At 65.1% G+C, this 13,316-nt stretch carries 12 protein-coding genes; 7 read left to right on the top strand and 5 right to left on the bottom strand.

The window, feature by feature from the left end; translation table 11 throughout:
• The first annotated feature begins 96 nt into the window (after positions 1 to 96).
• The gene (locus tag ACS8Y6_RS00575) at positions 97 to 1,821 is read left to right on the top strand and encodes a sugar phosphorylase (RefSeq protein ID WP_440854808.1); all 1,725 of its coding nucleotides are present in this window, start codon (positions 97 to 99) and stop codon (positions 1,819 to 1,821) included.
• A 57-nt stretch (positions 1,822 to 1,878) separates the two neighbouring features.
• Here the strand turns inward: ACS8Y6_RS00575 and ACS8Y6_RS00570 are convergent, their stop codons facing one another.
• The 3 genes from ACS8Y6_RS00570 to ACS8Y6_RS00560 form a co-directional block, all read right to left on the bottom strand.
• Positions 1,879 to 2,313, bottom strand: a complete 435-nt coding sequence (locus tag ACS8Y6_RS00570; protein ID WP_440849569.1) for an Ivy family c-type lysozyme inhibitor — start codon at positions 2,311 to 2,313, stop codon at positions 1,879 to 1,881.
• 133 nt (positions 2,314 to 2,446) lie between these two features.
• Positions 2,447 to 3,682, bottom strand: coding sequence for a glycosyl transferase (locus ACS8Y6_RS00565; protein ID WP_440854807.1), 1,236 nt, complete (start codon positions 3,680 to 3,682; stop codon positions 2,447 to 2,449).
• A gap of 49 nt (positions 3,683 to 3,731) precedes the next feature.
• Entirely contained in the window at positions 3,732 to 4,553 is an 822-nt protein-coding gene (locus ACS8Y6_RS00560) for an HAD-IIB family hydrolase (protein WP_440854806.1), read from the bottom strand.
• A 396-nt stretch (positions 4,554 to 4,949) separates the two neighbouring features.
• Here ACS8Y6_RS00560 and ACS8Y6_RS00555 point away from each other — a divergent pair, with 396 nt between their 5' ends.
• The 3 genes from ACS8Y6_RS00555 to ACS8Y6_RS00545 all read left to right on the top strand — a co-directional run bounded on the left by ACS8Y6_RS00555 (position 4,950) and on the right by ACS8Y6_RS00545 (position 8,394).
• Positions 4,950 to 5,630 carry a response regulator transcription factor gene (locus ACS8Y6_RS00555; protein WP_440849572.1) on the top strand — a complete coding sequence of 227 codons (681 nt, stop codon included), beginning with the start codon at positions 4,950 to 4,952 and terminating at the stop codon, positions 5,628 to 5,630.
• A 47-nt stretch (positions 5,631 to 5,677) separates the two neighbouring features.
• Positions 5,678 to 6,955: a sensor histidine kinase gene (locus ACS8Y6_RS00550; RefSeq protein WP_440849573.1), complete on the top strand. Its 1,278-nt coding sequence runs from the start codon at positions 5,678 to 5,680 to the stop codon at positions 6,953 to 6,955.
• Between the two features lie 326 nt (positions 6,956 to 7,281).
• A complete protein-coding gene (locus ACS8Y6_RS00545; RefSeq protein WP_440854805.1) occupies positions 7,282 to 8,394 on the top strand; it encodes a glycosyltransferase family 9 protein in 1,113 nt (370 codons plus the stop codon).
• Here the strand turns inward: ACS8Y6_RS00545 and ACS8Y6_RS00540 are convergent.
• The gene (locus ACS8Y6_RS00540) at positions 8,381 to 8,902 is read right to left on the bottom strand and encodes a gamma-glutamylcyclotransferase family protein (protein WP_440854804.1); all 522 of its coding nucleotides are present in this window, start codon (positions 8,900 to 8,902) and stop codon (positions 8,381 to 8,383) included. The genes ACS8Y6_RS00545 and ACS8Y6_RS00540 overlap by 14 nt on opposite strands.
• A gap of 106 nt (positions 8,903 to 9,008) precedes the next feature.
• Here ACS8Y6_RS00540 and ACS8Y6_RS00535 point away from each other — a divergent pair, with 106 nt between their 5' ends.
• A complete protein-coding gene (locus ACS8Y6_RS00535) occupies positions 9,009 to 10,139 on the top strand; it encodes a glycerate kinase (RefSeq protein WP_440854803.1) in 1,131 nt (376 codons plus the stop codon).
• Positions 10,140 to 10,231: 92 nt separating this feature from the next.
• Positions 10,232 to 11,185 (top strand): magnesium/cobalt transporter CorA, encoded by a 954-nt coding sequence (corA, locus tag ACS8Y6_RS00530; protein WP_440849577.1) that lies wholly within the window; start codon positions 10,232 to 10,234, stop codon positions 11,183 to 11,185.
• A gap of 505 nt (positions 11,186 to 11,690) precedes the next feature.
• Here corA and ACS8Y6_RS00525 read toward each other — a convergent pair.
• Complete coding sequence (locus ACS8Y6_RS00525; protein WP_440849578.1) at positions 11,691 to 12,599, bottom strand: LysR family transcriptional regulator; 909 nt, start codon at positions 12,597 to 12,599, stop codon at positions 11,691 to 11,693.
• Between the two features lie 117 nt (positions 12,600 to 12,716).
• Here ACS8Y6_RS00525 and ACS8Y6_RS00520 point away from each other — a divergent pair, with 117 nt between their 5' ends.
• Positions 12,717 to 13,289: a flavodoxin family protein gene (locus ACS8Y6_RS00520; protein ID WP_440849579.1), complete on the top strand. Its 573-nt coding sequence runs from the start codon at positions 12,717 to 12,719 to the stop codon at positions 13,287 to 13,289.
• The last annotated feature ends 27 nt before the right edge of the window (positions 13,290 to 13,316 follow it).

Genomic DNA, 13,316 nt, shown 5'->3' with positions numbered 1-13,316 from the left:
CCCGGAACCGGCGCGTTTGCGCCGTTGCACTTTTATAGCGCGCCGGCGCGTGCATACGCACCATCACGGCGCTCGACATCAGAACAGGCTGACTCCATGACCGATGCTGCCCGAGGCGCCACGCCCGACGAGGCGACCCAGGAAACCTTCATCGAGTGGCTCGCGCCGCTCTACGGCGACGGCGCCGCCCGCGACTGCATCGACGCAATGGCCGAGTCGGCACGGCACCACAATCTGCCCCGCAGCACCGACATGGCGGTCGATCAGTCGCTCAACCTGATGATCACGTACCCCGATATCGTCCAGCACCCGGGTCAAGCGCCGCTGGCCACCCTGCGCGATTTCATCGCCCAGAACATCGGCGATGCCATCACCGCCGTGCATCTCCTGCCGTTCTTTCCGCACAGCTCGGACGAAGGGTTTTCGGTGATGAACTATCGCGAGGTCAACCCGGATTTCGGCGCCTGGGAAGACATCCACGCGCTGGCCGACGACAAGCCGCTGATGTTCGATCTCGTGCTCAACCATGCCTCGCGCAAGGGCGTGTGGTTCGCGCATTATCTGGCCGACGCCGATCCCGGGCGCGACTATTTCATCGAGGTCGACCCGGCCACGGACCTGCGCTCGGTGGTTCGCCCGCGCGCCACACCGCTACTGGCCGAAGTGGTCACGGCCCGCGGCACGAAACATCTCTGGGCCACCTTCTCGGACGACCAGATCGACCTGAACTTCGCCAACCCGCGAGTGATGAACGAATTCATCGACATCATCTTCGGGTACGTCGCCCACGGCGCGCGGCTTTTACGCCTGGATGCGGTGGCCTTTCTCTGGAAGGAGATCGGCACGCCCTGCATCCACCTGTGGCAGACCCACCGCGTGATCAAGTTCCTGCGGGCGGTGCTCGAATACTATGCCCCGGGCCTGCAGTTGATCACCGAAACCAACGTGCCGCACGCCGAAAACATCTCGTACCTCACCGATGGCGACGAGGCCCACGTCGCCTACCAATTCGTACTTCCGCCGCTGGCCGCCCATACCCTGCTCACCGGCGACGCCACGCGGCTGACCGAATGGGCCTCCAGCCTGCCGCCGCTGCCCGCGGGCTGTCATTTTCTGAATTTCACCGCCAGCCACGACGGCATCGGCCTGCGCTCGGTCGAATCGATTCTTTCCGACGACCAGCGCGACGCACTGGTCGCGACCACCCGCGAGCGTGGCGGCTTCGTGTCGACCCGGGCCATGTCCGACGGCAGCACGCGTCCCTACGAACTCAACATCACCTATTACGACCTGCTGGGCGCGCCTGGGGAACGCGACAGCCTGAACCATATCGACCAGTTCGTCGTCAGCCAGGCGATCGCGATGGCGCTGGCCGGCATCCCGGCGCTGTATTTCCACAGTCTGGTCGGTACCCACAACGACCTGGCCGGGGTGGAAGCCTCCGGCCACAGCCGCTCAATCAACCGGCGGCGCTACGATCTCGGCGAGCTCAACTACCAGCTCGGCATCGATTCGCACCACGCCCGCGTGCTGGCCCGGCTCAAGCGCCTGCTCGTGGTCCGCGCCCGCCAGCCGGCCTTTCACCCCGACGCGGCCCAGTCCATCGTCGACCTCGGCCCCTCGCTGTTCGCGGTGCAGCGCGCCACGCGCGACCAGACGATCCTGGCGCTGCACAACGTCACCGACAAGCCGGTCAAGGTACCGGGGCACATACTGCCCGAGGCGCGCGTGCGCCGGAACGTCACGGCGGGCACCCAGATCAGCGGCGCCCAGCGCACGATTTCGCTGGCGCCCTACGAAATCGCCTGGATCAGCGATTAGGGCCGCAACACAAGCCGCGCGGGGCGCGCTGTCGCCAAGCCCCGCGCCGCCGGCCGATCAGCGAAACAGATAGGCCGCGATGAAACGGCGCTGCGGCCGATCCGGCTGGCCGAGCCAGGTGATCTTCGAGGATTTCGGGCCCATCGCCTGCTGGCCCTGGTTGACCACCAGCGCGCCCACGGCCGTATTCGATGACGGCGTCATCAGGCTTACCAGGCTCTGGCCGGAACAGTCGTGCGGCTTGCAAACGGTGAGCACGGCATAGCGCTGGCCCTCGAGGTTGATGTGCGAGACGGGCGTTTCCGTGCCCGTCGAGGCGACCCAGCCGTGTTTGGCCTGGATCGGCGCCACGAGCTTTTCATACTGGGTCATCCGCGCCGGCTTGGCCTTGAGCCACTGCGTTGGATAAACCGTATCCGAGGCGGCGGCGGAAGCCGTGGCCGTTGCGAGCGAAACGACGAGAACAACACCGGCGAACATGATTCGGCGCATGGTGACTCCTGGATGATGAAACAGCCGGCCGGGGACAAGCGCCACAGGCTTGACGCGAGCCACGCCCGAAGCCGGTCCGCAAGCGAGAATACGCCACCCGTCGCGCCCCGACGTTTACGGCCGGGCGCCTGTTCTACCCGCGCCGCTTGCCCACGGCTTCGTCATGATCGGCTTCCACGGCATCGTAGAAGTGGTCGAGAAAATCCGGGAATGCCGCGCGCACCCGGTTCCAGGTCGGCATGAACGGCACTTCCATGGGGTTGGCCAGGTATTCATCGCCGGCATGGATGATGGATTCGACGAACACTTCGACCGTCTTCTCCTCCTTGTGCCGATCCAGCGTCAGGCCATTGATCTGGGCATCGAAATAGAAGCGTTCCACGGCGTCGAGGGCGTTGCGCAGATACACCGCCTTGATCGTACGGATGGTTTCCGGGTTCATGGTCACGCCGTAGGTGGCGAGCTTGCGGTACAGCGCCTTGGCGATGTCGGCACTCATCTTGGCCAGGCCACCGTTGGCTTCGTGGTTCGAGACGTCCTGGTGTTTGTGATCGTAGTGGTCGGCGATATCGACCTGGCAGACCGCGTTCGGCCCGTAAGTGCGATGCACTTCCGCCAGAATGCCGACTTCCAGGCCCCAGTCGCTCGGGATGCGGATGGATTCCGCCACCGAAGCGCTCATCGCGCACTCACCGGACAACGGATAGCGGAAGCTGTCCATGTAATCGAGATATTCCATATGGCCGACCACGGTCGTCAGCGCGCGCAGGATCGGCGTCATGAACAAACGTACCACGCGACCGTTGATGCTGCCTTCGGCCACGCGCGCGTAATAGCCCTTGGCGAACTTGTAGGTGAAGTTCGGGTGCACCATCGGGTAGAACAGCCGCGCCAGCATGTCGCGGTTATAGGTGCGGATGTCGCAGTCGTGCATGGCCAGCACGCGGCCGCGGCCGGAGGCCAGGAAATAACCCATGCAGTTCCAGACATTGGCGCCCTTGCCCGGGCGCGCCGGGGCCAGACCTTCGCTGTCGAGCTGATCGTAGAGCGACTGCAGTCGCGGGCCGTCGTTCCAGAGCAGCCGATGGCGCGGGCCGAGCCCGCTGAAGAACTCGTGGGCGTGGGCATACTGCTCGGCGTTGGCGCCGTCCAGACCGATGATGATCTCCGACAGATAATCCACGCCGGAGAGTTGGTCCACGATCGCCGGCAGCGCGTCGCCCTCCAGTTCGGAATAAAGACAGGGCAGGATCAGCGACATCGGCCGCCGGCGTGAATACTTGGCCAGTTCCGCCTCGAGATCGGCGATGGGCCGCTCGTGCAGACGATGCAGGGTGGTGATGATGCCGTTCTGATGAAAATCGGCCATGCGGTGTCTCCCCGCCCGAATCGCCGCTCGAGAAGACCGGCGTTGCGGGCTAGATTTCCTTGTTGTCGATCAGCGCCTGGATGGCCGCGGCCCAACCGGCCGGCCCGATCCCCGGCGCGTGGCGAATCCGCCCGGTGGCCGGCGCCTGGTAGCTGCCGTCCGGCCGTGCCACCCAGTAACCGATGTCGGCGGCGGCGAGCATGTCGGCGTCGTTGGCGGAGTCTCCCAGTGCAATTGCAAGAATCGGGCCGCACGCCGCGGCAAAGCGCCGCCGCAGCCAGTTCAGCGCATCGCCCTTGTCGGCACGGCCGAGCAGATGCACGAACCGCCCGCCGCGTCGGGTGGTGAAGCCGGCGGCTTCGGCCCGGGCCGCGAAATCCCGTTCCGCGGCCTCGCTGTCTTGCCACAGCAGCGGCTCGGAGGCATCGCGCGCCTTCGCGGCGGCGGCGGCTTCACGATCCAGGCCGGTGGCGGCAGCCACCTGCCCGACGCTCATATCGCCGAATCCGGTGTAGCGGTAGCCTTCCGATTGGCGCAGGGCCACGGCCAGTTCGCGCAGCTTGTCACGATCGGCCCCGAGCGTCGTGATCACCAGATCGTCCGGATCGGAGGCGCCCTCGGGCGCAAAATAACCCCGCGGCACCGCGACCACACCGCCATTCTCGGCGGCGAATGGCGCGCTGTTGCCGAGCGCGCGGCGCAAAACGCGAATCTCGGCCGCGGTCTTGCTGGTGCAGAGGCACACCGGTACATCGCGTGCGGCAAGGGCGGCCAACGCGCCGGCCGCGGGCGACCAGTCGTAGCTGTCGTGGTCGAGCAGCGTGGCATCGAGATCGGTGAACACGACGGGCCGGGGGCGCGGTTCGGACATGACAACAGAGGCCGGGACGATACGTCCCAGTTTGCCTTATTAACCCGGCACAAAATATAGATGATTTTTCGGGTTAATAGCGCGAGTATGCGATCGCATGCTCGCCGCGGCCATTGGCCGCGAAGCCTTTGAAAATAAAAGACGGACAGGCGCCGGCTTTTATTTTTGAAGGCGTTGAAAACAGCGGATGAAGTCGGCTGTTTTGATGCCGGACCAATAATTGCCGGCTGTCCGGCCGCTTGCCTGCATCCGGCCCGATCTGTTCGCCGCCCCGGTGCCGGCCAGCCGCCCGCGCGCTCGTCCATTGGTCGGCGCGCCGACAGCGGTCTCCAACGCGGCGCTCGCACGAAACGGCAACAGACCCTAGAATCGGCGCAACAACGTCGGAAACAGCCCATGCGCATACTCGTCATCGAGGACAACGAAGACCTCGCGGCCAACATCATCGAATTCCTGTCCGCCCGGGGGCATGTGGTCGACAGTGCGACCGACGGCGTCACCGGACTGCATCTCGCGGTGGTGGATAATTTCGACGCGATCGTGCTCGATCTGATGCTGCCCGGAATCGACGGTATCGCCCTGTGCGAACGCCTGCGCGGCGAGGCGGACAAACAGACGCCGATTCTGATGCTCACCGCCCGCGACACAATCGATGACAAGCTCGCCGGGTTTGCCTCGGGCGCCGACGATTACCTGATCAAACCCTTTTCGCTGCTCGAGCTCGAGGCCAGACTGGCCGCACTCGGCAATCGCGGCCCGCGGCGCAGCAACCACCAGCTCAAGGCCGGCGAACTCAGCCTCAACCTGGACACCTGGCAGGCCGAACGCGAGGGCCGGACACTCACGCTCACGCCCACCGCCCTGCGGCTGCTGGAAGTGCTCCTGCGGGCCTCGCCCCGCCTGGTGCGGCGGGCCGAACTCGAAGCCGCCATCTGGGGCGATCATCCGCCGGATTCGGAGGCATTGCGCACCCACATCCACGCCCTGCGCGCGGCCATCGACAAGCCGTTTTCCAAGCCCATGCTGCAAACAGTGCCGACCATGGGATACCGCCTGGTCGCTCCGGACGCGGCCTGACGCGTGTTGCGACGGCGATTTCGTATGGGTGGCCGGGACCAAGGCCGATGAAGACAGCGATCGGCCGGCTGCTGCGCAATCCCTGGGACAGCCTTCAGTTTCGTGTCGCATTCGCGCTGGCCCTGTTCGTGGCCGTGGTGGTCAGCACTGTCCTGCTGGCCTTGTTCACCATCAATGGCCGGCTCAAGGCCGATCTACTCAACGTTCTCGTCGCCCACGAAATGAAGGAACTGGTCGCCGATTACCCCACCGAAGGCGCGGCCGCGATCCCGCATTCGGCCAACCTGACCGGCTATGTCGTGGGCCCGAACCAGCACGATGAGCTGCCCGACGCGCTGCGTGGTCTCGGGCCCGACGTCAAGGGCGTGACGCTGACCTTCGACCATCACACCTATCGGGTACGCACCCAGGCCATCGGCAACAAGCAGGCGTATCTGGCGTACGACATCACCGCGATCGAAAATCGAGAATCGCTGTTCAAGCTCATCGCCATCATCGCCGCACTGCTGGTGCTGGCACTGGCGGTGCCGCTCGGCGCGTGGATCGCCCGCATCAGCCTCAAGCCGATCAACGCCCTGGCCGAACACGTGGCCAACCTGCAGCCGGGCGCCGGCTCGACCCGGCTCGCAGCGCAATTCGAACACTACGAAGTCGGCGTGATTGCCCATGCCTTCGATCGCTTCATGAGCCGGCTGGAGGAATTCGTCGAGCGCGAACGCAACTTCACCGCCGATGCCAGTCATGAACTGCGTACCCCGCTGGCAGTGATCCAGGGAGCGGTGGAGGTGCTGCAACAGAACCCCCAACTCGCCGACAGCGGCCCGCTGACCCGTATTGATCGCGCTTCGCATCAGATGGCCGAGCTCATCGAGTCGCTGTTGTTTCTCGCCCGCGACGAGCAGGCCGACGGGGCCACCCCGTATTGCCGGGCGGATCAGGTGATCACCGAAGTGGTGGATGCCTACCGTCCGCTGATGGGTCGCAAGACGATCGAGATCAGCACGCTCGATCACTGCGAGATCGGGGCGCCCCGCATCGCCGTCGTTATCGCCTTCGGCAACCTGCTGCGCAACGCCCTGCGCCACGGGGGCGACGAGATCCGCATAACCCTGGCCGACCGGCGTCTGACCGTCGCCGACAATGGCGATGGCATGACCACCGAAGCACTGCAGCATGCCTTCGTGCGCGGTTATCGCTCCGGCCCGGGCGCCGGGCTCGGACTCGGGCTTTATCTGGTCAAGCGCGTGGCCGATCGATACCACTGGCGCATACGACTGGCCAGCCGGCCCGAGGAAGGCACACGAATCGAGCTGCAACTGGTCTGAGCGCCGGCGCCGGGTCGGGGTTTATCGTGATCGACGCCGGGCCCGGGCCGGTTTAATCTTCGCCTGACATATCGCTGACAGCGTTGGCAGACGACGCTGGTCATCCTGGGGCTCGTTGATGTTTCGTATGAGTCCGCGCCGGGCGCGGCCTGAAAATTGACCATGGACGGCAAGACGAGGCGTAGCACCCGCCGCGCGGCCCTGCGGCCCGGGCATGTCCGGCCCGCGCCACGACCGGGCCTTTCGCCCCGGCGGCGGCTCGCGCCCTGCGCGGCGCCCCGACGCAACATCAACAACCCCGAAACTTCTACCCGCCGAACCGAGCCGTGAGCAACAAGCGCACCGTACCATTCGAAGGCCTACGCGCGGCCGGCAAACGTTGGCAGCGCAACAACCGGCGTCGTTTCCATCGTCTGCTGGCCCGCCTGCTGGGCACACCCGAGGCCCGGCGGCGCCCGCTGGCGCCCGACACCCGGCGCATACTCGTGGTGCGCCTGAACAAGCGCCTCGGCAACATCCTGTTTCTCACCCCGATGCTGCGCAGCCTGGCCGCGACCCTGCCCGAGGCCCGGATCGATGTGCTCATCCAGACCCCGGCCCAGGCGAAGCTGTTGCAGAGCCTGCCCGGCATCGGCCGAATCTGGATTCAGGAAAACCGCCTGCTGTCGATGGTGCGCACGCTGCGTGCCATCCGCGCACAGCGCTACGACCTGACGATCGATCCGACCGGTAATTCCACCAGCAACCGCCTCGGCATGGTGCTCATCCCCGCACGCCAGCGCATGGGCTTCGCCCGGAGCGACCAGTGGCTGCCGCTGACCCATGCCGCGGGCAAAAGCAAGAGTCGCCACCAGGCATTGCAGGCCGTGGAACTGCTCACGAATGCCGTTTCGCAACCGCCGGTCACAACCTTCGACACGCTGGCCGTCTTTCCGGATGCGGCCGATCAACAGGCCGCTGACGACCATTGGCAGGCCGCCCTCGGCGAGCGCCCCCCCGGCGCGCCGGTGATCGGCTTCTTCAGTCGGGCGACCGGGCGCAAGATGCTGCCGCGTCATTGGTGGCAGGCTTGGATTCTGGAGGTTCGCCGCGCCGTCCCGGAAGCCATACTGCTGGAGATACTGCCCGGCGCGGACGCCGAGCCGGTGATCCCCGAGATCGCGCATGTCGCGATCAAGCCGCTGACGGAGCTGGCCGCACTGATGTCGCGCCTGGATCAGTTCGTCGCCGCCGACAGCGGGCCGATGCACCTGGCGGCAGCCTCCGGCACGTCGGTCATCGGGCTGTTCCGGGCCACCCTGCCCAGCGACTATGCCCCGCTCGGCCAGGATTGCGAGACCGTCGCCGGCGACGAACTGACGCCGGCGCACGTCGCGCAACGGCTGGCCGAGCGGACCGCCCGCCGCCGGCAGACGAACCCGCGGGTCAGCCGGCTGTAGTCACCACGTTGTCGGGCGTTTCCTCGAGAATCGCCCGGTTATCGCTCGCGCGCTCGACATCCGGGTCGGGGCGCGTCAGCACGCGGCCCAGGCTGGCGATCCAGTCGACCGGCAGGCCATGTTCGGCCGCGCCGGCGACCACGAAATCGCGATACCAGGCAAACGGGGTGAGCGCATCGTCCAGCCACGCCGCGCGCCCGCGATAGATCGCCGCCGTGATCTCGCCGCCCGCATGGCCTGTCGCCAGCTCCAGAAAATCATAGGCCGGGCCCTCGGCCGCATGCAGCGCATCCAGGCGCGTCGCGTCCAGCTCAAACAGCACCCCATGCACCCGATCGTCCGGGTCGCCCGTCGCGACCACGTTGCACTTGCCCGATCCGTCATCACCGGCGAGATGCCAGCACAATCGGTGCCCGTCGAGCCAGCCCGGCCCGACCGGTCGAACGCTGGGCACGCGCCGGGCCAGGCGCGCGGTACACATGTTGGACCCGTAAGCGAAGTAATACATAGGCATCGAGGTAGAACCGGCCAATCGGCCGATATCGTACTATGGCGGTGCGGACCACCCTACACCCAACCGGCCGGCGGCCCACGGCCGGCAAAGGAGACGAGGTATGGCCGAAAATACCGTCGTGATCGCTCCGGACAGTTTCAAGGGCAGCCTCGCGGCGATCGACGTCGCCCGCGCGATTGCCGAGGGCCTGACCGCCCAGGACAATCCGCCGCGCACGCTGATCGCGCCCATGGCCGACGGCGGCGAAGGCCTGCTCGATGCCGTGGCCGCAACCTGCGACGGTCACTGGCAGACGACAACGCTGGTCGGCATTCATGGCCGGTCGCTGGATGCGCCCTGGTACGTCATGGCCGACGGCCCGGTGGTGCTGGAATCGGCCACCGTGCTGGGCCTGCCGTTGATCGAGGCCGTGGACGACGCCCCGCCACTGGCCGAACGCAGCAGTTACGCGCTCGGCATGCTGATCGCGGATGCGCTGGATTCCGGCGCCACGGATATCGCCATCGGGTTGGGCGGCAGTGCCTGCAACGACGCCGGGCTCGGCATGCTGGCCGCGCTCGGAGCCACCCCGTACAACGCCGCGGGCGAGGTCATCGCGCCGAGCATGCACGGCCTGCTGGCGCTCGCGCGGCTGGACCTGTCCGGGCTGGACGCGCGCCTGGCCGATGTCCGTATCCGTGTGCTCTGCGATGTCGACAACCCGCTGCTGGGCGAAAACGGCGCCAGCCGCGTCTACGGCCCGCAAAAAGGATTGACCGACGGCGACATCGTCGAGGTCGAGGCCGCCTTCGAACACCTGGCCGAGACCACCGGCGCACGCGACCCGGCGGCATGGCCGGGCAGCGGCGCCGCCGGCGGCCTCGGCTTCGCGCTCGCACGGGTCGGCGGCCGGCTCGAATCCGGCGCCGAAGCCGTACTGAAGATGACCGGGCTGGCCGGGCACATGCGCCAGGCCCGCTGCGTGATCACCGGCGAGGGCCGTTCCGACCGCCAGACCCTGTCCGGCAAACTGCCGCTCGCCGTGGCCCGCGCCGCCCGACCCACGCCGACGCTATTGGTCTGCGGCGACATCGCCGACGATGCACGCCGCGAACTGGAAACCCATTTTACCGGCACCTACACACTGGTCGAACGCGCCGGCAGCATCGAGGCCGCCATCGCCACACCCGGGCGCTGGCTGTTCCAGATCGGCGCGGACCTGGCCGACGTGATCGCCGAGCTCCCGGTGTGATCCGTCGATAGCGCGTCGGGCCGGGGCGACATCCGCCGGATGCTGCCCTATCATTGGCCGCGCTCGCTCGCCCCACAGACCGGAGACTGGCCATGCTGCGCAGCTTTGCCATCGACCACGGCCGTATCGTCGAGGACCGTTCGCAGGACACCCCGGTCGCCGAACGGCTCGCCCATGCCCACTGGATTGACGCGCTGGAGGCCGACGAAGCCGAACGCGCCGAACTGACTCGATTCCTCACCGATGAGTTGCCCGAGGACGAGGACGTCGAGGAAATCGAAGCCTCCGCGCGTTACTTCGTCGACCCCGACGGCATCCACGTACATTCGCTGTTCCTCGCGCAGAGCGAGGGCCGGCACGACACCGAAACCGTGGCGTTCATTCTGCAGCCCGAGCGCCTGATCACCCTGCGTGATGACGACCTGGCCGATTTTCGGCTACTGCGCCTGCGCGCCCGCGCCGGCCAGCTCGAGGTCGATTCGCCCGAATCGCTGCTGGTCACCATCTTCGATCAAAAGGTGGAGAACCTGGCCGACACCGTCGAGGACATCCACCTCGATCTGGAAAAAGTCAGCCATACCGTGCTTGAGGACGAGGATGCCGACTACGAGGCCGCCATCGATGCCCTGGCCAAGCTGGAGGACTCTTCGGGCAAGATCCGGCTGTGTCTGATGGACACCCAGCGCTCCATCTCGTTCATACTGCGCCATCTGCCGGCCCGTGCGCCCGAGCGCGAAACCGCCCGCGAAATCCTGTCGGACGTGGAAACACTGATGAGCCACATCGCGTTCCTGTTCGACAAGATCAACTTCCTGATGGACTCCACCGTGAGCTTCATCAACATCGAGCAGAACCAGATCATCAAGATCTTTTCGATCGCCGCGGTGGTGTTCCTGCCGCCCACGCTGGTGGCCAGCATCTACGGCATGAACTTCCAGCACATGCCCGAGCTATCCTGGCATTACGGCTATCCGATGGCGCTCGGGCTCATGGTCGCCGCCGGCATCGCGCCGTATCTGTACTTCAAGCACAAGAACTGGCTCTGACGGGATGGATGGGCGCCGGCGCCTGCCGGCATGCGGTCGACTTCGAGCGGCCCGTCTGATGGCAAACCTTCACAACGGCTACGGTCTCGACGTTGTTTGCGTCGAGCCACGCAATGCAGCGAAGTTCGGTTTCGTACCGTAGCGCGAGTCGCTTGCGTTGGCTTGCCCGAACGAAAGCCGGTGCATGCAGATCGTCCTCCGCATACCGGCTTTAAAACAATGCTTTGGCGGCAGATCGCATCAGCGCGGCACACCTGATCCGACGTGCAATCCGCAAATGCCGGGGCCCGGCTGTCGGATTACGGTGCAAGCACCTAATCCGGCCTACATAATTGCTCAACTTAATTGTAAATAACCCGAAAGCCTGAACGTGTTTCTCTCTCATGCCTTCACGCCGGCGGGTCGTCCTCAGGCAGCAATCATTCGATTTTGCCATGGCATAGCCTTGACCATTTCGTGAAATACCAATCTGACGAGAGTGATATCGTCGGTGTCGATCGTTGGACTAGCAATCAAGATACGGAGCGAGGATGCGTTCGACCCATTCCGTAAAAGCCCGGACGCGCGGCGACAGGTGCCTTCGGTGCGCCACGACGAGCGATGCCGCAAGAGGCTGTGGTCTCAGATCGGGAAGAATTTCAATGATGGCACCGCGTGCGATCTGCGGCGCAAGCGCTGAATAGCCAGCTTGAATCAAACCCAGCCCGGCCAAACCCGCTGCGTGGTAGGCCTGCACGTTATTAACGTGCACCGTGCCGGGCATGGCAAAAGCGGCGTACTCACCGTTGTTTGGATATTCCCAGCCGAAACGGCGGCCGCCGAGCGTAGGCGTGTAATGGATCATGCGATGGGATTGCCCATGCAAGTCGTCCAACGTGTGCGGCGTTCCGAAACGCGCCAGGTAATCGGGACTGGCCGCATTGATCATTCGCAGGCTGCCAAGAGGGCGGGCGACGAGCATGTCGTCGACGATCGGCCCCAAACGAATGACGCAGTCAAAGCCTTCCGCCACGAGATCAACTTGACGGTCGGTGCTCGACAGTTCCAGCTCAAGTTCCGGATGCGCTTGCGTCAGCTCGGGTAACGCAGGTATGACAACGCTTTGTGCCAGCTCGGTCGGCATGTCCACACGCAGCCGGCCGCGCAGCGGCGTACCCTCGGCCGTGAACATCGAGTTCAGGTCGTCGGCATCAGCCAGAAGATCGCGTGCGCGACTGTAAAAGGCGTGGCCATCCGCAGTGAGCTGCACTCGCCGGGTCGTGCGATGCAGCAGAGCTACCCCTATTTCCCGCTCGAGCCGTCGAACCAACGTCGACGCACGGCCTTTCTGTATGCCGAGATGTTGGGCGGCTTGAGTGAAGCTGCGCATTTCGGCCACGCGGACAAATACTGAGAGCGCGTCGAGGTCTTTCATTGTTCACCAAATAGAGAACAGTGCGTTCTGTTTGTGAGTATTTATACCCGCATTCGTGTGGCTTAGGTTGATTGGGCACGCGCTGGATAGCGCCCTACCGCGATCACCGGAATCACCATGACGCAACAAACCTCACCGACAGACATCGTCGTCGTTTACCACTCGGGATACGGCCATACAAAACGGATGGCCCAATCGGTCGCCCAAGGGGCCGGGGCCTTACTTGCGGCGATCGACGATGAAGGCCAGATCGCTGACGCCGACTGGGAAACGCTCGACCATGCCAAGGCTATTCTTTTTGGCTCACCGACCTACATGGGCGGTCCAAGCTGGCAGTTCAAGAAATTCGCAGACGCATCCTCGAAAGCCTGGTTCGAAGGTCGATGGCAAAACAAGATCTTCGGTGGTTTTACCAACAGCGCCAGCATCAACGGCGACAAGCTCAATACGCTCGAATACTTCTTTCTGCTGGCCGGGCAGCACGGCGGAATCTGGGTGAGTATGGATATTAAACCGGCCAACGCTAAGGATTCCAAGCGCGACGACCCCAATCGCATGGGCTCTTACATCGGCGCCATGGCGCAGTCGCCGGCTGATGCAGCCCCCGACGAGATGTCGCCCGGCGATCTTGACACGGCCCGCCGCTATGGCGATCGCGTGGCATCGATTGCAGGACAGTTCCGCCGCTAGCACCGTTCTGTCTCGCATCGTTTCGGC

This window comes from Salinisphaera sp. RV14 (assembly GCF_052044135.1).
Lineage (GTDB): Bacteria > Pseudomonadota > Gammaproteobacteria > Nevskiales > Salinisphaeraceae > Salinisphaera.
The sequence above is the reverse complement of the archived record's forward strand: the minus strand, read 5'-3'. Positions and strand labels throughout refer to the sequence as shown.

Bases quoted from the DNA above. Each gene is read 5' to 3' on its own strand.
- ACS8Y6_RS00575 (WP_440854808.1), top strand. From the start codon at position 97: ATGACCGATGCTGCCCGAGGCGCCACGCCCGACGAGGCGACCCAGGAA.
- ACS8Y6_RS00570 (WP_440849569.1), bottom strand. From the start codon at position 2,313: ATGCGCCGAATCATGTTCGCCGGTGTTGTTCTCGTCGTTTCGCTCGCA.
- ACS8Y6_RS00565 (WP_440854807.1), bottom strand. From the start codon at position 3,682: ATGGCCGATTTTCATCAGAACGGCATCATCACCACCCTGCATCGTCTG.
- ACS8Y6_RS00560 (WP_440854806.1), bottom strand. From the start codon at position 4,553: ATGTCCGAACCGCGCCCCCGGCCCGTCGTGTTCACCGATCTCGATGCC.
- ACS8Y6_RS00555 (WP_440849572.1), top strand. From the start codon at position 4,950: ATGCGCATACTCGTCATCGAGGACAACGAAGACCTCGCGGCCAACATC.
- ACS8Y6_RS00550 (WP_440849573.1), top strand. From the start codon at position 5,678: ATGAAGACAGCGATCGGCCGGCTGCTGCGCAATCCCTGGGACAGCCTT.
- ACS8Y6_RS00540 (WP_440854804.1), bottom strand. From the start codon at position 8,902: ATGTATTACTTCGCTTACGGGTCCAACATGTGTACCGCGCGCCTGGCC.
- ACS8Y6_RS00535 (WP_440854803.1), top strand. From the start codon at position 9,009: ATGGCCGAAAATACCGTCGTGATCGCTCCGGACAGTTTCAAGGGCAGC.
- corA (WP_440849577.1), top strand. From the start codon at position 10,232: ATGCTGCGCAGCTTTGCCATCGACCACGGCCGTATCGTCGAGGACCGT.
- ACS8Y6_RS00525 (WP_440849578.1), bottom strand. From the start codon at position 12,599: ATGAAAGACCTCGACGCGCTCTCAGTATTTGTCCGCGTGGCCGAAATG.
- ACS8Y6_RS00520 (WP_440849579.1), top strand. From the start codon at position 12,717: ATGACGCAACAAACCTCACCGACAGACATCGTCGTCGTTTACCACTCG.